This is a genomic window from Duganella phyllosphaerae (assembly GCF_001758785.1).
Classification (GTDB): domain Bacteria; phylum Pseudomonadota; class Gammaproteobacteria; order Burkholderiales; family Burkholderiaceae_D; genus Rugamonas; species Rugamonas phyllosphaerae.
The window spans coordinates 1-20,250 of record NZ_LROM01000127.1 but is presented as its reverse complement, the minus strand read 5'-3'; the positions used below and the strand labels follow the sequence as shown (position 1 = coordinate 20,250).

At 67.6% G+C, this 20,250-nt stretch carries 11 protein-coding genes; 6 read left to right on the top strand and 5 right to left on the bottom strand.

All coding sequences use genetic code 11. The features are described 5' to 3' along the window. On the top strand, positions 1–1,038 hold a 1,038-nt coding region (locus tag DUPY_RS22035), incomplete at its 5' end, for a sigma 54-interacting transcriptional regulator (protein ID WP_070251113.1). Further along, positions 1,028–2,266 (top strand): sensor histidine kinase, encoded by a 1,239-nt coding sequence (locus tag DUPY_RS22030; RefSeq protein WP_070251111.1) that lies wholly within the window; start codon positions 1,028–1,030, stop codon positions 2,264–2,266. The genes DUPY_RS22035 and DUPY_RS22030, both read left to right, overlap by 11 nt. Here DUPY_RS22030 and DUPY_RS22025 read toward each other — a convergent pair. Both DUPY_RS22025 and DUPY_RS22020 read right to left on the bottom strand, forming a co-directional pair. Next, a complete protein-coding gene (locus DUPY_RS22025) occupies positions 2,263–2,739 on the bottom strand; it encodes a GNAT family N-acetyltransferase (protein ID WP_070251110.1) in 477 nt (158 codons plus the stop codon). The two genes, DUPY_RS22030 and DUPY_RS22025, sit on opposite strands and share 4 nt — an antisense overlap. A gap of 127 nt (positions 2,740–2,866) precedes the next feature. Continuing rightward, positions 2,867–3,292: an organic hydroperoxide resistance protein gene (locus DUPY_RS22020; RefSeq protein WP_070251108.1), complete on the bottom strand. Its 426-nt coding sequence runs from the start codon at positions 3,290–3,292 to the stop codon at positions 2,867–2,869. 264 nt (positions 3,293–3,556) lie between these two features. Here DUPY_RS22020 and DUPY_RS22015 point away from each other — a divergent pair, with 264 nt between their 5' ends. After that, complete coding sequence (locus tag DUPY_RS22015) at positions 3,557–6,796, top strand: PAS domain-containing hybrid sensor histidine kinase/response regulator family protein (protein ID WP_070251106.1); 3,240 nt, start codon at positions 3,557–3,559, stop codon at positions 6,794–6,796. On the opposite strand, the gene DUPY_RS22010 is transcribed toward DUPY_RS22015, so the two are convergent. Beyond that, a complete protein-coding gene (locus tag DUPY_RS22010; protein ID WP_070251105.1) occupies positions 6,786–8,273 on the bottom strand; it encodes a PAS domain-containing hybrid sensor histidine kinase/response regulator family protein in 1,488 nt (495 codons plus the stop codon). The two genes, DUPY_RS22015 and DUPY_RS22010, sit on opposite strands and share 11 nt — an antisense overlap. A gap of 112 nt (positions 8,274–8,385) precedes the next feature. On the opposite strand from DUPY_RS22010, the gene DUPY_RS22005 reads away from it, so the two are divergent. Together DUPY_RS22005 and DUPY_RS22000 are read left to right on the top strand one after the other, a co-directional pair. Next, entirely contained in the window at positions 8,386–10,485 is a 2,100-nt protein-coding gene (locus DUPY_RS22005) for a TonB-dependent siderophore receptor (protein ID WP_070251104.1), read from the top strand. Next, entirely contained in the window at positions 10,482–12,968 is a 2,487-nt protein-coding gene (locus tag DUPY_RS22000; protein ID WP_070251102.1) for a PepSY domain-containing protein, read from the top strand. Before DUPY_RS22005 ends, DUPY_RS22000 begins: the two co-directional genes overlap by 4 nt. A 61-nt stretch (positions 12,969–13,029) precedes the next feature. Here DUPY_RS22000 and DUPY_RS21995 read toward each other — a convergent pair whose 3' ends face one another. Beyond that, positions 13,030–14,073, bottom strand: coding sequence for a histone deacetylase family protein (locus tag DUPY_RS21995; protein ID WP_070251100.1), 1,044 nt, complete (start codon positions 14,071–14,073; stop codon positions 13,030–13,032). A gap of 19 nt (positions 14,074–14,092) precedes the next feature. Beyond that, positions 14,093–15,694, bottom strand: a complete 1,602-nt coding sequence (gshA, locus tag DUPY_RS21990; protein WP_070251098.1) for a glutamate--cysteine ligase — start codon at positions 15,692–15,694, stop codon at positions 14,093–14,095. 254 nt (positions 15,695–15,948) lie between these two features. On the opposite strand from gshA, the gene DUPY_RS21985 reads away from it, so the two are divergent. Further along, positions 15,949–20,250, top strand: a 4,302-nt coding sequence (locus DUPY_RS21985; RefSeq protein ID WP_141749641.1) for an Ig-like domain-containing protein, incomplete at its 3' end; no start/stop codon positions are given.

The following is a 20,250-nucleotide window of genomic DNA, read 5'->3' as shown; positions in this document are numbered from 1 at the left end:
CATCAATTCGGACGGCGCACGCCGGCCGCGCCGTCCGAATTGATGGGCGATTCGATCGCCATGCGCGAACTGGCCCACCTGATCGCCAGCGTGGCGCCCACCGAGGCGAATGTGATGGTGCTGGGTGAAAACGGCGTGGGCAAGGAGCTGGTGGCACGCGCCATCCACGCGCAGTCGCGCCGCGCGGCCGGCACCTTGCTGGCAGTGGACATGGGCGCGCTGCCCGAATCGACGTTCGAGAGCGAGTTGTTCGGCCACCGCAAGGGCGCTTTCACCGACGCCCGCGCCGATCGCGCGGGACGCTTCCAGGCCGCGCGCGGCGGCTCGCTGTTCCTCGACGAGATCGGCAACATGCCGCTCGGTGCGCAGGCCAAGCTGCTCACCGCGCTCGAGCGGCGCGAGGTCACGCCGATGGGCGCCGACAAGCCCGAAGCGATCGACGCGCGCATCATCAGCGCCACCAACCTCGACGAAGCGCGGCTGTTCGATCCGGCCGTGTTCCGGCCCGACCTGCTGTTCCGCCTCAATACCATCGTGATCCGGGTGCCGCCGCTGCGCGCGCGGCCCGGCGATATTCCGCTGCTGCTTGCGCACTACCTGAAGCTGTACGAAGCGCAGTACCAACGGCCGGCGCGCACGGTGGCTGGCGCCGCCCTGGACAGCCTGCTGCGCCACGACTGGCCCGGCAATGTACGCGCGCTGCGCCACGCATGCGAGCGCGCCGTGATCCTGGGCCAGGGTGCGCAGTACGGGCTGGCCGATTTTGCGCTGGGCGGGCCGGTGGCAGGGACTGTCGCTGCTGCTGCATCACCTGCAATCGGCGCCAGTGCCAATGCCTGCGTCGGCACTGGCGCCGGCACGCCGGCCAGCGGGCCGGCAACCGCTGGCGCCGACCATCCCGGTACGCTCGACGCGCTCGAACGCCAGGCCATCGCCAGCACCCTGGCCCGCTTTAACGGCAACATCAGCCACGCCGCCAAAACGCTGGGCGTCAGCCGCGCGGCCTTGTACCGCAAGCTGGGCAAGCATGGCATCTGAGCGCCGCCTGCAATTGGGCGCAGCGGCCAGCGTGACCGCGCTGCTGGCGCTGGCCATCGGCGCCGATGCGCTGCATGCCGAACCGCGCCGCATCGTGCTGTGTGCGCTGCTGGCACTGGCGCCGGCAGCGATGCTCTGGCAATGCGTGCGGGGTCTTGCCATGCCGCGTGCGCGCATGGAAGCTCCCGCTGCCATGCCGGCCGCCAGCCGGGAGACGCTGGCCGATGCGGTGCAGGCGCTCGAAGCGCGCCTCGAACACGCGCCGATCGCGCTGTTCGGCATCGACCACGCCAGCGGCGACGGCGCGCTGGCGCCACTGAACACCAGCGCGCGCCGGCTGCTGGCGCCGGGCCGCGCCAGTGCGCCGGAAGCGCTGCGCCAGCTGCTGGCGGCGCAACCGGCGGGCCAGCGGCAACTGGTCAGTTTCGACACCGAGCGCGGCGTCGAACGGGCATTGGTCGCTGTCTCTGCGCTGACCTTGCACGGCGCGGCGCAGCGGCTGGTTGCCCTGATGCCGGTGGAAAGCGAACTGGAAGCCGAAGCGCTCAACGCCTGGCGCGAACTGGTGCAGGTGCTCACCCACGAGATCATGAATTCGTTGACACCGGTGGCCTCGCTCTCGCGCACCGCGTGCGGCCTGCTCGACGATGCGGCAGCCATGCTGCCGGGCGACATCCACGCCGACCTGGCCACCGCGCTCGACGCCATCGCCCGCCGCGCCGCCAGCCTGGTGGACTTTGTGGCCAGCTACCGCAGCCTGTCCACGGTGCCGCCGGCGCAGCCGCAGCGGGTGGCGCTCGAAGCCATGTTTGCGCGCCTGGCGGCTCTGGTGGCGCCAGGGTGGCAAGCAATGGGCGGGCAGGTGGTATTTGCGGTGGAGCCGGCGTCGCTCGACGCGGTGATCGATGCGGGCCAGCTGGAGCAGGCCTTGATCAACCTGCTCAAGAATGCGGCCGAGGCGGCAACGGCTGCGCAGATCGCACATCCGCAAGCGAGCGTCACCGCGCGCCTGAGCCGGGGCGGGCGACTGCGCATCGAGGTGGCCGACAATGGTCCCGGCGTGCCAGCGGCGCTGGCCGCGCACATCTTCACGCCGTTTTTCTCGACCAGGAAGCAGGGGCGCGGCATCGGCCTGGCGATGGTGCGGCACCTGGTGCACGCCAACGGCGGCACGGTGCGCCATGCGCGGCCGGTAGGCGCCGGCGCGCGCTTCCTGCTGACGTTTTAGGCGGCGGCAGCAACAGTAGCAGGCCTCAGCATATCGATATGCATGATGCCGTCCTCGTCGTACGGCTCGGTCACGGTCACAAAGCCGTAACCGCCGTAGAATTTTTCCAGGTGCGCCTGGGCGCCGATGCGGCAGGCGTGGCCAGGGTGCAGCGCGTCGGCCAGCGGCATGGCGCGGTCGAGCAGGGCGCGGCCGATGCCGGTGCCGCGCGCGGCCTCGGTGGTGAGCACGCGGCCGATCGACATCTCGTGGTATTTCAGACCGGGCGGCAGCACCCGCAAGCTCGCCTGCAACACGCGCTGGCCGTCGACCTCGCGCCACGCCATCAGGTGGTGGCAGTGGGGATCGAGGCCATCGATATCGGGATATAAACAGGTTTGTTCGAGGATGAACACTTGCTGGCGCTGGCGCAGCACCTCGTACCAGTCACGCCGGGAAATCTCATCAAACGCCAACCATTGCCATTCAATCATTTCTATCTCACCAAAAAGCTTCGGGGTCAGTGCCGACATTCGGACATCAGGGAACTTAATTATTGAATCATACTTCAACAATTGAGTTCAAAAATGTCCGAATGTCGGCACTGACCCCGAAGTGGGCTTAGACGATGGTCAGCGTGACGTCGATGTTGCCGCGGGTGGCGTTCGAGTACGGGCAGACGATGTGGGCGGCGTCGACCAGTTTCTGGGCGGTGTCGCGGTCCATGCCTGGCAGCGAGATTTTCAGTTCCACTTCGATGCCGAAGCCGGTCGGGATCGGACCGATGCCCACGTTGCCTTCGATCGACACGTCAGCCGGGATGGCGATCTTGTCGCGGCCGCCGACGAATTTCATCGCGCCCAGGAAGCAGGCCGAGTAGCCGGCTGCGAACAGTTGCTCAGGATTGGTGCCTGCCGCGCCCGCGCCGCCCAGTTCTTTCGGGGTGGTCAGCTTGACGTCCAGCGCGCCGTCCGACGACAGGGCCTTGCCTTCACGGCCGCCGGTAGCGGTGGCGGTTGCGCGGTAGAGAACTTTTTCGATCGACATGATGTGTACCTTTCAATGACTACGGTGAATGAGGGAACAACGTTTCAATTTTAATGCTTTGCTTCATGTTGGCGCTGCGTCTTCAACTTTGCGCAGCGCCCATGAACAGTACTATACATAGCACGCGATTTAATAGCAAGCTATATTTGTAAGAAGTTGTGACAAGTGACCGGCCCGGCAGGAAACGCCGGGCCTGCAAGCCACCGGCCGGGCGGGGCGCGTGTGTTAGACTTTTCCATCAAGACACAATACCGGTGACCCCCCATGAGTTTGCGCCACAGCCGCCGCCTGCCTGGCCTCAGCACCCTGCTGGCGATCGTGATCGCGGCTGCCACGTTGCTGGTCACGGGTTTGATGGTGTGGATCGTGGGCGGCATCGCGACCACCGACATCAAGCGCACGGTGGGCGAGATTCTGGTCGAACGGGCCCGCACGGCAGCCGACATGATCGACGACAATATGGCCACGCGCTACCTCGAAGTGCGCCAGCTGGCCGAGCGCATCGACCGCGATCCCGCCTATGCCGGCCGCGCTGCCGAGGGTCGCCGCGAACTGCTCGAGCAAGTGCAAACCTCGGCCCCGCAATATGCCTGGATCGGCGTGGCGGACGCCGGCGGCACGGTCGTGGCCAGCACCGGCGGCATGCTCGAAGGCGTGGACATCTCGAAGCGGCCGTGGTTCAGCGACGCCGTCAAGGGCATTTTCGTGCACGACGTCCACGACGCCAAGCTGCTGGCCAAGCACCTGCCGCTTGACCGTGGCAATCCGCAGCGTTTCGTCGATCTCGCCTTTCCAGTGCGCCTGGCCGAGGGCAAGGGTACTGCGGCCGGCGTGCTGGGCGCGCACCTGAGCTGGGGCTGGATCGGTCAGCTGGGGCGCATGTTCAACGCGCCGGTGGCCGACCGCCCGGTGGAGATCATGGTGCTCGCTGCCGACGGCACGGTGCTGATGGGTCCCGACGACGCGGTCGGCAACGTGCTCGATCGCCTGGCGCCAGGCGCGCTGGCTGCCTCGCCGGTGTCCAGCGAGCTGCAATGGGTCGATGGCAAGCGCTATATCACGGCGCGCTGCGCCACCCACGGCAAGGGTGACTACCCCGGCATGGGCTGGACCGTGCTGGCGCGCCAGCAGGCCGACAGCGCCTACGCCCACGTGGTCAACATGCAGCGCCGCATCTACCAGAGCGGCATCGCGCTCACGCTGCTGTTTTCGGTGTGCGGCTGGCTGCTGGCGCGCCGGCTGACCGCGCCGCTGTTGAAAGCGGCCGAAGCGGCGGCTGCCATCGGCGCCACTACCGACGCCAATGCAGGCGCCACTGCAGGCGACAATGTCGCCACACTGTCGGTGCGCGGCGGCTTTTACGAAGTGCACACGCTCACCCGCGCGTTCGACGCGCTGCTGGCGCGGCTGGCGCAAAAGCGCGACGAACTCAATACCCTCAACGCCGCGCTCGAACACAAGGTGGCGCAGCGTACCGAGGCGCTCGAAGCGTCGCTGGCGGCCAAGTCGCACAGCGAGGAGCAGGAGCGCGCGGCCCAGCGCAAGGCGCAGGACAGCGAAAAGTTCCTGCGCACCATCGCCGATAACAGCCCTGCGCTGATCGCGTATCTCGACCAGGACCAGGTCTATCGCTTTGCCAACGACGCCCACCAGCGCGTGCTGGGCATCGCGCCCGACGCCATCCTCGGCCGCCACCTGGCCGAGGTGCTGGGCGACGACGTGTACGGCGTGCTGCGCGCGCGCATCGAGCGTGTGCTTGAAGGCACCGCCATGCATTTCGAAGAGGCGTTCGACCGTCCGGGCTGGCCGCAGCATTTCATGATCGACTACATTCCCGACCTCGATGCCGATGGCGTGGTGCGCGGCTTCCACGTGCTGGTCACCGACATCAGCGCGCGCAAGCAGATCGAGATCGCCCAGGCGGCCAACGAAAAGCTGGCCGAGGCGGCCAATCGCGCCAAGAGCGAATTCGTCGCCAACATGAGCCACGAGATCCGCACGCCGATGAACGCGGTGCTGGGCGCCTCGCACTTGCTGGGCAATACCCGCCTGACCGGCGAGCAGCGCGGCTACCTGGACCTGATCGAATCGTGCGGCCGCTCGCTGCTGCACATCATCAACGACATTCTCGATTTTTCCAAGATCGAGGCGGGCAAGATCCAGATCGAGCGCGAAGCCTTCGACACCCACGGCCTGGTCGAGGCAGCCGAAGCGGCCATGCTGTCCTCGGGCAGCAAGCCCGGGGTGGAGCTGGCCATCGTGGTGCCGGCCGACTTCCCGGCGCGGCTGGTGGGCGACGCCATGCGCATGCGCCAGATCATCACCAACCTGGTCAACAACGCCCTGAAATTCACCGCCGCCGGCGAGGTGGTGGTGAGCCTGGCGCTGCAGGGCGACCTGCTGGAGATCACCGTGCTCGACACCGGCATCGGCATGTCGGCGGCCCAGCAGCAGCGGCTGTTCCAGCCGTTCGAGCAGGCCGACATGTCCACCTCGCGCAAGTACGGCGGCACCGGCCTGGGGCTGACCATCTCGTGCAAGCTGGTGGCGTTGATGAAGGGAAGCATCGTCGTTGCCAGCGAAGCCGGCGCCGGCGCCACCTTCGTTGTTACGCTGCCGGTGGCAGCCGCTGGCGACGGTGCCCCACAACGTTCCGAACCGGCGCCGCCGGTCGCCGGCGCGCTGCTGTTCATCGACGCCCACCTGGCGTCGCTCAGGGCGCTGCTGTACAGCGCCGCGTTCCATGGCCTGCCGGCGCACAGCGCCAATACCATCGATGAGGCCATCGCCCTGCTCAATAACAATGCGGCTGCCGGTGCGCGCATCGGCGTGGCGCTGGTGAGCGCCGGCCTGTATGCGGCCGCACCCGAGCGCCTGCGCACCGCCGCGCGCGCGGCCGGTGTGCAACTGGTGCTGATGCACGCGGCAGCCGGACCGGCGTTCGACGCCGCCCTGTTCGACGGCGCCGTGGCCAAGCCGGTCACGCGCCGCGCGGTATCGCGGCTGCTGGCGCAACTGGGCGATCCTGGCCAGCGCGGCGACTCCGGCGCGCCGGCCGCCACGGCCAGGCCGCTGGCGGGCCGGCGCCTGCTGCTGGTGGAAGACAACCCGATCAACCAGCTGGTCGCGTCGCGCCTGCTGGAGCTGGCCGGCGCCACGCCCACGGTGGCGGAAAACGGCCGCGACGCGCTGGAACTGCTGGCGATGGCGCAGGCGCCGTTCGACATCATCCTGATGGACGTGCAAATGCCGGTGATGGATGGTTACGAAGCCACGCGCCTGCTGCGCGAGCGCGGCGTGCGCACGCCGATCCTGGCCATGAGCGCCGGCGTAACCCAGGCCGAGCGCGGCGAATGCCTGGCCGCCGGCATGGACGGCTTCATCTCGAAGCCGGTCGATGCCGGCCAGATGATCGCCACCATCGTCGAGTGGCTGGACCGCGCCGGCGGCGTAAACGGTACCAACGGTACCAACGATACCAACGGCGCAAACCCTACGCGCTGACCGCCTTCAATTTGCGGATCACGTCCGACAGCCGGTACGGCTTGCCGATCAGCTGGAACTGGTCGAGGTCGGGGTGGTCCTGCTGCAGCGCCGATGTCACGTAGCCCGAGGCCAGGATCACCTTGAGCGAGGGCAGGTAGCCGACCGCGTTCTTGGCCAGCTCGATGCCGCTCATGCCGGGCATGACCACGTCGCTGAACAGGATCGAAATGTCGGGATGGCGGTGCAGGGTATCGAGCGCCTCCTGGCCGTTGTTGGCGGCCAGCACCTGGTAACCGAGGCTGGCAAACAGGTGGCTGGCCATGTCCAGCACGTCGGGCTGGTCGTCGACGATCAGCACTTTTTCCGCCGCCTCGTCGCCATCGGTTTCCGGCGCGGCGTCGGCCAGCGCCGGGAAGCGCAAGGTGATGCAGGCGCCCGCGCCCGGATTGGAAACGATCGCCAGGTCGCCGCCGGCCTGCTGCATCAGGCCATAGACCTGCGACAGCCCCAGGCCCGAACCCTTGCCCACCTCCTTGGTGGTGAAGAACGGTTCGACCGCGCGCTGCGCCACGGCTTCGGTCATGCCGGCGCCGGTGTCGCGCACGGACACCACCACGCTGGCGCCATCGACCGCCGTGGCGATCGTGATCGTGCCGGCGGCCTCGATGGCGTCGCGGGCGTTGACCACCAGGTTCAATAGCGCGGACTCGAATTGCGTGATGTCGGTCATCACGTCGGGCAGGTTGGAGGCCAGTTGCAGGTCGAGCCGGATCGAACTGCGGATCGCGCGCCGCAGCACCGCCTCGAAGCTGTTGATGGCGCGGTTGACGCCCACCCGTTCCGGTTTCAACGGCTGCTGGCGCGCGAACGCCAGCAGCTGCTGGGTGAGGCTGGCGCCACGCTTGGTGGCACGCTCCATGCTGTCGATGGTCTTGTTCTGCACTTGCCGGTCGTTGACCACGCGCAGCAGGTCGAGGCCATTGCTGATCACGTTGAGCAGATTGTTGAAGTCGTGGGCGATGCCGCCGGTGAGTTTGCCGATGGCTTCGAGCTTTTGCGACTGGAACAGCGCCTCCTTGGCCTGCGCCAAAGTTTCGTCGGCGCGGCGCCGCTCGGTGACGTCGCGCGTGATCTTGGCAAAGCCGATCAGCGTGCCGTCGCTGCCGCGCACCGGGTCGATCACCACGCTGGCCCAGAACCGCGTGCCGTCCTTGCGCACGCGCCAGCCCTCGTCCGCGAAGCGCGCCTGCGCGGCCTGGTGCAGCACCTGCGCCGGGCGCCCGGCGGCGCGGTCCTCTTCCGTGTAAAAGCAGGAAAAATGGCGCCCCAGGATTTCCGCTTCCGTATATCCCTTGAAGCGCTGGGCGCCGGCATTCCAGCTGCACACGATGCCGTCGGGCGAGAGCATGTAGATGGCGTAGTCGCTGACGCTGGAGATGAACAGCTTGAACTGTTCTGCCTCGGCGGTAATGGGGAGAGGGAGCGCGGTGGTCATAAGCAGCAGTATATTTTTTTTTGCAGCCGCACGGCGAACATTATCCAGACGTAATTGATAATGATTCCTATTACCTATAGAATGTCGGTATCCCCCTTTTTGTCTGCCTTCCATGCACCAGCCGTTCCGCCTGATCCTCGCCCTTTCCGCCGCTTTTCCTGTTGCTGCCATGGCACAGCAAGGTGCGGATACTGCCCTGCAAACCGTGCTGGTAACTGCCGCCCGCGCCGACGGCTTCGTGCCTGCCACGGTGGAAGCGGGCAGCTTCCGTGGCGCCGACATCATGGACGTGCCGTCCACCGTCAACGTCATCACGCGCGAGGTGCTCGATTTGCAGGCCGCCGCCGGCCTGTACGACGCGGTGCGCAACACGGCCGGCGTCACGCGCCAGCAAAACGGCGGCGAGACCTGGGACCAACTGGTCATCCGTGGCATCGCGGTGGAAAACCGCACCAATTATCGCTTGAACGGCGCGCTGCCGATCATGAACTTCGGCCAGGTGTCGCTGGAAGACAAGGAGCGGGTGGAAGTGCTCAAGGGCGCCACCGCGCTGTACTACGGCTTCACGTCGCCGGCCGGCGGGGGCAATTTTGTTACCAAGCGCGCCGGCGCCACGCCGGTGACCACGGTGGGCATGACGGTGGACCAGAACGGCACGGCCGTGGCCAGCGCCGACGTCGGCCGCCGCTTCGGCGAGAACCAGCAAGTGGGCGTGCGCATCAACGCCGCCGGCGGCACGCTGGGCACGTATCTCGACGACGTCGGCAACGGCAATCGCGCGTTTGTCTCGGCCGCGCTGGACTGGCGCGTGAACGCGCGTTTGCGCCTGGCTGCCGACCTCGAATTCGACCGCCGCCGCGTGACCGAGCAGGTGGGCATCCAGCTGCCCACGGCGGTGAACGGCGTGATCACGCTGCCGGCCACGGTGGACCCCAAGCGCCTGGTGGGCCCGGACTGGGCCACCTTCCGCACCGAATCGAAAAACGCGCTGCTGCGCGCCGACTATGCGCTGGCCGACAACTGGGCGCTGACGGTCGAAGGCGGCCACGCCGAAACCGCGCGCGACCGCGCCCTGCCGATCTTCCGCTTCACCAACAACGCCGCGATCGCCTCCGGCGCCGGCCGCATCACCGGCAACTTGCAGCACAGCGTGGTCGATTCGACCATGCTGCGCGCCGAGCTGGCCGGCGTGTTCAACACCGGCAGCATCAAGCACGACGTGACGCTGGGCGCCAACCGCACCGACAAGGGGCAAGACCCGATCTACCAGTCCACGTACACCATCGCCGCACAAAACCTGTACAACCCGGTGCCGGTGACCAGCTACACCGTCTCGGCGCAGCCGACCACGCCCACCACGGCGGGCCTCGATACGCGCGACACCGGCCTGTATGCGATCGACCGCCTGACCTTCTCGCCGCAATGGCAGGCGATTGCCGGCGTGCGCCGCGTGAAGTACAAGAGCGACCAGGGCGCCGCCCACTACGACGTGAGCAAGACCACGCCGATGGCCGCGCTGATCTACAAGTACACCGACGACCTGTCGTTCTACGTCTCCGCCTCGCAGGGGCTGGAAGAGGGCGAAACCGCGCCGCTCACCACCGCCAATGCCAGCGAGCGGCTGGCGCCCGGCGTCAGCCACCAGCAGGAAATCGGCGCGCGCTGGCGCGTCCCTGGCGGTGCCGGGATGCTGGTGCAGGCGGCGGTGTTCGACATCGACCGCCCCGGCTACTACACCAACGCCGCCAACGTCTACACCGCCGACGGCGAGCAGCATTTCAGAGGGCTGGAACTGTCCGCCCAGGGCAAGCTCACGCGCCAGCTGTCGTGGCAGGCCTCGGCCCAGTTCATCGATCCCGAGTTCCGCGACATCGACGCCGCCTACAACGGCAAGCTGCCCGAGAACGCCGCGCGCCGCACCGGCAGCGCCTTCCTGTCGTACGACGTGGCGGCGGTGCCGGGCCTGTCGGTCAACGGCGGCGCGTACTACACCGGTGAGCGCCCGGTCAACGATCTCAACCAGGCCCTGCTGGGCGGCGTGACGCTGTTCAGCGCCGGCGCGCGCTACGTCACCCGCGTGATGGGCCAGCGCACCAGCTTCCAGCTCAACGTGGAAAACGCCGGCGACAAGCAGTACTGGGCCGGCGCCGGCACGCGCCTCAGCTCCGGCATGCCGCGCCTGGTCAAATTGGGCGTGAAGGTCGACCTGTGAAAAAGCTCTGGTTCCAGCTGCACTGGTTTGTCGGCATCACCGCCGGCACCATCCTGATCCTGATCGGACTGACCGGCTCGATCCTGTCGTTCCGCGAAGAGCTGCTGGACTTTCTGAACCCCGGCGTGCGCAACATCGCGGTGCAGGATGCACCGGTACTGACGCCACCGCAGATCGCCGCCGCCGCCAAGGTGCTGCACCCGGAGGCGCGCATCGCCAGCATCATCATTTATTCGGAGCCGGGCAGCACCGCGCGCGTGGGCCTGGCGCCCGCCAAGGGCGAAACCCGCGGCGAAGCGATCTTCCTCAATCCGTACACCGGCGCCTTGCTGCCGCCGCTGCACTACGACGAAGTGTTCGAGTGGGTCGATTCGCTGCACCGCCACCTGCTGCTGCCGCGCGACGCCGGCCGCATTGCACTCGGCATCCTGGCCCTGTGTCTGCTGGGACTGTCGCTGAGCGGCTTGTACCTGCGCTGGCCGCGCCGCGTGGGCGACTGGCGCGCCTGGCTCAAGCTCGACTTCCGGCTCAAGGGCCGCTCGTTCCTGTGGGGCCTGCACTCGGTGGTGGGCACCTGGGTGATGCTTGGCTACGTGATCTTCACGCTCACCGGCATTTACTGGAGTTTCGACGTGGTGCGCAGCACGGTCGATGGCTGGCTCGGCGTCTCGCGCGTGGTGCGCGAAGCGCCCGCCCCCAAGCTGCCCAAGGGGGGCAAGCCGCCGCCGGTGGACCTGGCCGCCAGCTGGGCCACCTTTGAAGGCGCCGCGCCCAACTGGCGCATGGCCTTCCTGCGCATCCCCGAGCGCGCCACCGCGCCGCTGCAAATCGTGTGGACCGCGAAAGATGCGCCGCACGTACGCGCACGCGGCCGCATGTCCATCAACCAGCAGACCGGCGCCATGCTCAAGAACGAGCCGTATGCGCAGATGACGGTGGGCGGCCAGGCGCAGGCGTCGTTCTACGCGCTGCACGTGGGCAGCTTCTTCGGCATGCCGGGCCGGATCGTGATGTTCCTCTGCAGCCTGGCCTTGCCCGGCTTTGCGATTACCGGCTGGATGTTGTACCTGAACCGGCGCAAACAAAAACGCAGCGCCGCGGCCGAGCGCAAGAAGTTTGCCGCAGGCGGCGCGGTGACTGCCGATGCCGACCCCGTGCTGCTGGCCTACGCCAGCCAGACCGGGTCGGCCGAACGGCTGGCGCTGCAAAGCGCGGCCGCCTTGCAGGCGGCCGGCGTGCCGGTGCACGTGCACTCGCTGGAAAAACTCACGCCGCCGCAGCTGGTCAAGTATCGCCGCGCGCTATTCGTGGCCAGCAGTTTCGGCGAAGGCGAACCGCCCGACGCCGCACGCCGCTTCAATCGCCTGCTGCACACGGCGGCCGAAGAGCTGCAGCACATGCAGTACGCGGTGCTGGCGCTGGGCGACCGCAACTACGCGCAGTTCTGCGGCTTCGGCCACGCGCTCGACGCGCGCCTGCGCACCATGGGCGCGCAGGCGCTGCATCCGACTATCGAGGTCGATAATGGCGATACGGGCGCGCTGGCGCGCTGGTCGGGCACCCTGCACGCACTGATTGGCGGCGACGCTGCCAGCGCCCCGGAAATGGCCCTGTCGGCCGCCGTGGCCGATAACGACTACACCAACTGGCGCATCGTCGGCCGCACACTGCTCAACCCGGGCAGCGTGGGCGATGGTTTGTACGAGATTACCTTGTCCGGCGACCCGGCTGCCGACTGGCGCCCCGGCGCGCTGGCCGATATCTGGCCCGGCCATTACACGCCGGCCGACGCACCGCTGGCGGCGCAGACACCGTCGGTGCCCGCTGCGTCGCCGGGGACGCAAGCAACGCTGGCACCCGCTGTCATATCGCTTGCGCCGCGCCGTTATTCACTGGCCTCGCTGCCTGGCGACGGCGTGTTGCAGTTGCTGGTGCGCCAGGTGCGTTACGAGAGCGCGTCCGGTCCGGCACTGGGCCTGGCGTCAGGCTGGCTCACCAACGATGCGCAGGTCGGCGACGAAGTGCGGGTGCGGGTGATCGCCAATCCGGCGTTCGACACGTACACCGAGGCGCGGCCATCGATTTACATCGGCAACGGCTCCGGCATGGCCGGCTTGCGTTCGCACCTGCGGGCGCGCGTGCAGGCCGGCGAGCGGCGTAACTGGCTGATTTTTGGCGAGCGCCAGCGCGAGTTCGACAGCATCTGTGCGCAGGAGATTGCCAGCTGGCGCGCGGCAGGCATGTTACCGGAACTGGACCTGGTGTTTTCGCGCGACGTGACCGGCGGCGAATATGTGCAGGACCGCATGCGCGTGCGCGCCGACGTGCTGCGCGACTGGATCGCCGACGGCGCGGTGCTGTACGTGTGCGGCAGCTTGCAGGGCATGGCCGCTGGCGTGGATGCGGCGCTTGAAGAGATGATCGGGCGGGCCGCGCTCGATGACCTGATCGAAACCGGTCGATATCGTCGCGACGTATATTGACACCATTGACATAAATTCCGTCATCCCCGCGTGTGCGGGGATGACGGATCGGGCGGTGGGTTCACAGCGCCGTCTCGAACCCTTCGAGCACGTTGACCACGTTCACGCCCAGTTCCTTGACCGCATAGCCGCCTTCGAAAATGAACGCGGTGGGCAGATTCAGGTAAGCGAGCCGGGCGCCGATCTTCAGGTAATCCGCGCTCTGCAACGCAAAGTGCGACAGCGGGTCGCCCGCAAACGTATCGACCCCCAGCGACACCACCAGCGCATCGGCGCCAAAGCTGCCCAGGCGGATGCAGGCCGTTTCCAGCGCCGCGAACCACGCGTGCGCCGAGCTGCCCTGCGCCAGCGGCAGGTTCATGTTGAAACCGTGGCCGGCGCCTTCGCCGCGTTCGTCGGCGTGGCCCAGGTAGAACGGGTAGTCGCTGCGCGGGTCGGCGTGGATCGAGATGAACAGCACGTCGCTGCGGTCGTAGAAAATGCTCTGGGTGCCGTTGCCGTGGTGGTAGTCGATGTCGAGGATGGCCACCTTGCGCGCACCGTCATCGAGCATGTGCTGCGCCGCCAGCGCAGCGTTGTTGAGGAAGCAGTAGCCGCCGAAAAAATCCTTGCCGGCGTGGTGGCCGGGCGGGCGGCTCAAGACAAAAGCGCCGCGTTCGCCCAGGCGCAGCGCGTGGGCGGCGTTGACGGCGCAGTCGGCGCCGGTCTTGGCGGCGGTCCAGGTGCCGGCCGTGAGCGGGGTGCCGCTGTCCATCGAATACAGGCCCATGCGGGCCGTAAAATTATCGGGCTCGATGTCGTGGCGCAGCGAGCGCACCGGCCACACCGACGGCAAGGCGTCGCGCCCGGCGTTGGCCGGGTCGAGCGCGATCCACTCGCTCCAGGCGGTGCGCAGGAAATGCAGGTAGCGCGGGGTGTGGATGCGTTCGAGCGACATCAGCGGCACGCCCTGCGGCGTGACGATGCGGCCCAGCCCGCGCCGACCCAGTTCGGCCAGCACCGAGTCGGCCCGTTCCGGCTTTTCGAAGCATGGCACCAAAGCGCCCCGGAAAAATTCGTGGCGACCGCGGTGCTGGGCGTGCAGCTCGTTGTAGAAAGTTAGCACGCGCAGGCCTCGTGGCGGTTCAGTCGCAGGTGGGGGTGGAGTGGCACAGGTTGCTGTTGCGGTAGGCGGCCACGTAGTCGTCGAAACTGGTGCGCGGCGCCGCTTCCATGGCGGCCTGCTCGGCCAGCGATTCGGCCGCCATCCGGTCCAGCGCGGCGGCATCGGCGGCGCTCGGAGGCGCGCTGCGGAAGTACGCGGCGTGTTTTTCGCTTTGCGCGAGACCAAAAGCGGCAAACGAGTTGCCGTGCTGGCGCAAGGCCAGCAGCACCTGCGCCGACGGCGTGAGCGACGGGTCGGCCAGCTTGGCCGCCTGCGCGCGCAGGGTGTCGGCGTGGACGGTGTCGCCACGCAGGCTGTCGAGCAGCTCGGCGGCCGGGCGGATGCGTTCCAGCAGATCCGCACCCAGTTGCGTCAGCGCGACCGGGCCGTTGTCGCCGTCGAGCAGCAAACCGGGGCGGCGGCCTTCCTTGACCGTGCGGGCAAAATTGGCGGTGTGGCGCGCGCCTTCTTCCGGCGTGATGGCGGGGCTGTCGTCCAGCGCGCAGAACAGCAGGAAGGCGTCGAGCAGGCGCCCGGCCGCCACGCTGATGCCGACCGGTTCGAACGGATCGACATCCATGCACCGCACTTCGATGTATTGCACGCCGCGCGCGCACAGCGCCTGGATCGGCCGCTCGCCGGTCTGGATCACGCGCTTGGGGCGGATGGTGGCGTAGTACTCGTTTTCGATCTGCAGCACGTTGGTGGAGAGCTGTATCCATTCGCCGTCGCGCTTGGTACCGAGCTCGGCATATGGTGCGTAAGGCTGGTTGACCGCCCGGGTCAGGGCCGCCACGTAGCTGTCGAGGCAGTTCTCGTGCGGCTGCAGGCCGGACTGGGCGTCGTTCTGGTAGCCGAGGTCGCTCATGCGCAGGCTGGTGGCGTACGGCAAGTACAGGGTATCGTCCGACAGTTGTTCGAGCTGGTGCGGGCGGCCGCGCAGGAAGCCGGCGGCCAGCGCCGGCGAGGCGCCGAACAAGTACATCAGCAGCCAGCTGTGGCGGCGGAAGTTGCGGATCGTCGCCAGGTAGGCTTCCGACTGGTAGGCTTTCGCCCCCAGCTGCTTCGGGTTCGGTTCGTTCTCGGCCAGCACGCGCCACAGCCGCTCGTCGAGCGAGTAGTTGTAGTGGATGCCGGCGATGCATTGCATGGCCTTGCCATAGCGCAGCGCCAGGCCGCGCCGGTAGACGTGCTTGAGCGTGCCCAGGTTGGACGTGCCATACCAGGCGATCTCGATATCTTTTTCCGCCGGCAGCGCGCACGGCATCGACTGGCTCCACAGCAGTTCGTCGCCGAGCTTGCTGTAGGCGTAGCGGTGGATGCCGTCGAGACTGGCGATCGTGGTGCCGATGTCGGACTGGGCCGGGGTGATGAATTCCAGCAGGGTTTCAGCGTAGTCGGTGGTGATTTGCGGGTGCGTCAGGGCCGCGCCGAGGGCGACCGGGTGGCGCGTTCGGGCCAGCTGGCCGGCGCTGTCCACGCGCAAGGTTTCCCGCTCGATGCCGCGCAAACCACCAGCGAGCACGGCGCGGTGCTTTTCATCGGCCAGCAGGGCCAGGCGTCGTGTCAGTTGGGTTGCCAATTTGTAATCCTTTTAAGCAGTGCGATGCGCTATTTGGGTGCTGAGAGTAACCGAAATTGGCCAAACCCGCCGAAGCCACCGAAAACCCCGGGAAAAGAAGAGCATTTTAACAAAATGCGTAATAGAAATGATGTGCGCCAGCGGACGCTGACATTTGCTGCACCGGACAAAGTGTTTGGCAAACAGGAAAATTTCGTGATCGCCATGAAGCTACCCATAATCGTTCCTGTAGCGTAACTTTTTGGAGCAGCATCATGAGCCAGCGTCAGTACCATTCGGTCCTTTTCATCGATGCCCGCGTCGCCGACGCCGGGGTTTTGCTGGCCGCAGCAGCCGACGGGGTGCTGGTGGTGCAACTGGCGCCGGACGGCGACGGCGTCCAGCAGATCGCCGCCGCGCTGGCAGGACTCGAGGGCCTTGACAGCATCCAGATTGTCTCGCACGGCGCCAGTGGCCAGTTGCAGGTCGGCGCCACCGTGCTAGACGCCGCCGGCCTGGCTATCCATGCGGCCGCGCTGGCCCAATGGGGCGGGGCGCTGCGCGAGGGCGGCGACCTGCTGTTGTACGGCTGCGACGTGGGCCAGGGCGACGCCGGCATGGCCTTCATCGATGCGCTGGCCGACCTCACCGGCGCCGACGTGGCCGCCTCGACCGATGTGACCGGCAGCGACCTGCTGGGCGCCAACTGGGTGCTGGAAGCGGCCACCGGCAGCATCGAAGCGGCCAGCGCCGTCTCGGTGCAGGCGCAGCAGGACTACGCGCACACGCTGGCGCTGGTCAACAATGGCAATCCCGGCACGTTCAACTTCGGCACCAACAGCAATGTCACCCTGCTCAACGCTACCGGTCTTGCCGCCGGCACCGTGGTCAATGTCGTCAATATCCTGAATACCGGCCTCGACCTGTACGCCCAGAGCGGCGTCCTCAACAACAGCAGTGTCATCGTTGTCAACGCCAACGGTACCAGCGTGCTCGGCATTCCGGTCAACGACGACCGCCTGACCGTCAACGGTTCGCTGCTCGCCCCGGTGAGTTACGTCGACCTGCGCGCCAACAGCGGCGTGTTCGACCTCACCAGCATCAAGATCGGTACCGGCAACGCGGTCGGCAACTTGCTCGGCAACGTGGTGTTTACGGTGTATGCGCTCGACGCCAACTTCCAGCCCACCGGCGGCGGCCAGTCGGTCACCGGCCTGATCATCAACGAAGATGGCTTGCTCAACCTGGGGGCGGCGGCCAACTTCAAGGGCATCTTTGGCGTGCGCATCGTCAATCCGCTCGGTTTCGAGATCAGCATCGACGACATCACCGTGGCCAATCCGCGCGTGGCGCCATCGATCACGTCGGCCACGTACGATGCCGCCACCGGTACGCTGCTGGTAACCGCCGCCGGCATCAACGCCGGCGACAGCATCGATACATCCAAGCTCAGCATCACCGGCCAGGGCGGCAGCTACACGCTTACCTCGCCGCAGGTGACCGCCGCCAGCGGCACCGCGTTTTCAATCAGCCTGAATGCCGCCGACAAGCTGGCCCTCGGTGGCGTGCTCAACAACAACGGCGCCAGCGCCGTCAGCGGCGCCGCCTTCAACCTGTCGGCCGCGCTGAACTGGGACGCCAGCCGTCCGAGCGGCCAGGACCTGGCCGGCAACCCGGTCACCGTCAGCAATGTGCAAGCGCCCAGCATCACCGGCGCCACCTACGACGCCACCACCCATGTGCTCACCGTTACCGGCAGCAACCTGGTGGCCACGCTGGGCGCGGCCAACGACATTACCGTCGCCAAGCTCGCGCTGCGCGGGGAGGGCGGCGCCAGCCACACGCTGGTTACCACCGGCAACGTCGAAGTGACCAGCGCCACCTCGTTCTCGGTCACCCTGGCCGGCGCCGACGTGGCGGCAATTGCCGCGCTGTTCAATCGCAACGGCACGGCCTCGAGCGGCGGCGCAACGTACCAGCTGACCGCCGGCGACGACTGGAACAGCGTCATCGGCAACACCAACACCGGCGTGGCCGGCGTCGCCGTGGCGGTGTCCAACGTGGCCAACAGCCCGCCGTCGATCACCGGTGTGGCGGCTGGCGCCGTCAACGACAACGCCACCATCAACCCGTTCGCCAACGTCACCGTGGCCGACGTCAATGGCGACAACGTCAGCCTCACCATCAGCTACACCGCTGCCAACGGCGTGCTCTCGGGCGCCGGCCTGTCCGGCAGCGCCGGCAACTACACCTTGAGCGCAACGTCGCCGGCGGCGCTGAGCGCGCAACTGAAAGCGCTCACCTTTACGCCGACCGACAACCAGGCCGTGGTGGGCGCCACCGTCAACACCACGTTCTCGCTCACCGCCGTCGATGCCAACGGTCTGGCCAGCGCGGTCAACACCGGCACCGTGGTCAGCGCTCTGTCGGTCAACGATGTGCCCATCGTCAGCGGCACGGTCGGCGGCCAGGCGGTGGCGGCCGGCGGCACCGTGCGCCCGTTCGCCAATGTCGTCATTGCCGACCCCGACGTGGGCGGCTCGGTGATCCTGACCATCACGATCACCAACACCAACAGCAGCCTCGGTTCCTTTACCGCCGCCTCGGCCGCTGCGGCCGGCTTTGTCACACTCGACGGCGGCCTGACTTATACCCTGACGTCGTCCGCGCCCGGCGCCGCCCAGGCGGCCTTGCAGGCGCTGGTGTTCCAGTCCGCCCCCGGCCAGGCCGGCGCCACCACGCTGGCCATCGGCGTCAACGACGGCCACGTCATCGTCAGCAACAGCGCCACCACGATCCAGGCCACCGTGCCCAGCGCCACCACCGCGCTGTCGGTGGCGTTCTCCAACGATAGCGGCATTAGCAATACCGACCTGGTCACCAACGTGGCCGCGCAAACCATCAGCGGCACCCTCTCCTCCGCTCTGCAAAGCGGCGAGCAGGTGCAGATCTCGCTCGACAACGGCGCCACCTGGACCAATGCCGCCGCCAGCGTGGGCGGCTCCGCCTTCAGCCTGGCCGGCCAGACCCTCACCGCGGCCGGCGTGCTGCAAGTACGGGTGACCAATCCCGGCGGCAGCAACACGCCGTACAGCGTGAATTACAAGCTCGACACCAGTGCGCCCGCCACCACCGGTGGCGCCGTGGTGTTCTCGTCCGATAGCGGCGCCAGCAGCACCGACCTGGTCACCCGCACCGCCCAGCAGACCGTCAGCGGCACGCTCACCGCCGGCCTCGGGGCCGACGAGCACGTCGAAGTCTCGTTCAACAACGGCATTACCTGGACCACCGCCAGTTCCAGCGCTGGCAGCAGCGCCTGGAGCCTGGCCGGCGTCACACTGGCCGGCAGCAATACCATGCAGGTGCGCGTGGTCGATGCCGCTGGCAACACCGGTGCCGCCCACGGCACCGCCTATGTGCTCGACGTGACCGGACCGACCGCCACCCTGAGCACCAGCGTCAACGTGATGGGCGCCGGCCAGACCAGCGCCATCACGGTGTCGTTTTCGGAGGCGCCGTCCGGCCTGTCGCTGGCCAGTTTCAGCGCCGTCAACGGCACCGTGTCGAACCTGCAGGCGACCAGCGATCCGCGCGTGTACACCGTGGACTTCTCACCCAACGGCGGCCTCGGCGGCGTGCAGGGCGGCGTGCAGCTCGTGGCTGGCACCTACACCGACATCGCCGGCAACGCCGGCGCGGCAGCGGCTGCCACCGGCATTTCCATCACGCTCGGACCGACGGTGGTGATCGCCAGCGACAAGGCCAGCCTGAATGCCAGCCAGTCCGCCAACCTGACCTTCACCTTCAGCAGCGTGCCGTTCGGCTTTACCAGCAGCGACATCGTCGCCAGCGGCGGCACCGTCAGCAACCTGGTCAACCTGGGCGGCGGCGTGTACACGGCCTTGTTTACACCCGGCGCCAACGTCAGCGGACCGGCCTCGGTGACGGTGCCCGGCGGCAGTTACACCGATTTCCTGGGGCTGGCTGGCGGCAGCGGCATCACGCCGCTGATCGCGGTCGATACCGTGGCGCCCACGCTGGCCATCACCACCCAGTCCACCGCGCTCAAGCTCGGCGACGCCACCGTCGTGGTGTTTACGTTCAGCGAAGCACCGCTGGGCTTTGCGGCCGGCGACGTGCAGGTCACCAACGGGGTGCTCAGCAATTTTGCCGCCACCGCCAACCCGCTGCTGTACACGGCCCTGCTCACGCCCGCCAGCGGCGTGGCCGCGGGCGCGGCCACCGTGAGCGTCAACGCCGGCACCTGGACTGACGCGGTCGGCAACGCCGGCGTGGCGGCCGTCTCGGCGCCGGTCGCCATCGACACCGTGGCGCCGCTCACCACCGGCGCCGGCGTGTCGTTCTCGGCCGACAATGGCGCCAGCAGCACCGACCTGGTCACCAACGTCGCGGCGCAAACCGTCAGCGGTACCTTGAGCGCCGCGCTGGCCGCCGGCGAGACCGTGCAGGTCTCGTTCGATAACGGCATTAGCTGGGTCAACGCCGCCGGCACCGCTGGTAGCAACGGCTGGAGCCTGGCCGGCGTCAACCTGGCCGGCAGCGGCGTGGTGCAGGTG

Coding starts and splice junctions, on each gene's coding strand:
- DUPY_RS22030 (WP_070251111.1), top strand. CDS start 1,028: ATGGCATCTGAGCGCCGCCTGCAATTGGGCGCAGCGGCCAGCGTGACC.
- DUPY_RS22025 (WP_070251110.1), bottom strand. CDS start 2,739: ATGATTGAATGGCAATGGTTGGCGTTTGATGAGATTTCCCGGCGTGAC.
- DUPY_RS22020 (WP_070251108.1), bottom strand. CDS start 3,292: ATGTCGATCGAAAAAGTTCTCTACCGCGCAACCGCCACCGCTACCGGC.
- DUPY_RS22015 (WP_070251106.1), top strand. CDS start 3,557: ATGAGTTTGCGCCACAGCCGCCGCCTGCCTGGCCTCAGCACCCTGCTG.
- DUPY_RS22010 (WP_070251105.1), bottom strand. CDS start 8,273: ATGACCACCGCGCTCCCTCTCCCCATTACCGCCGAGGCAGAACAGTTC.
- DUPY_RS22005 (WP_070251104.1), top strand. CDS start 8,386: ATGCACCAGCCGTTCCGCCTGATCCTCGCCCTTTCCGCCGCTTTTCCT.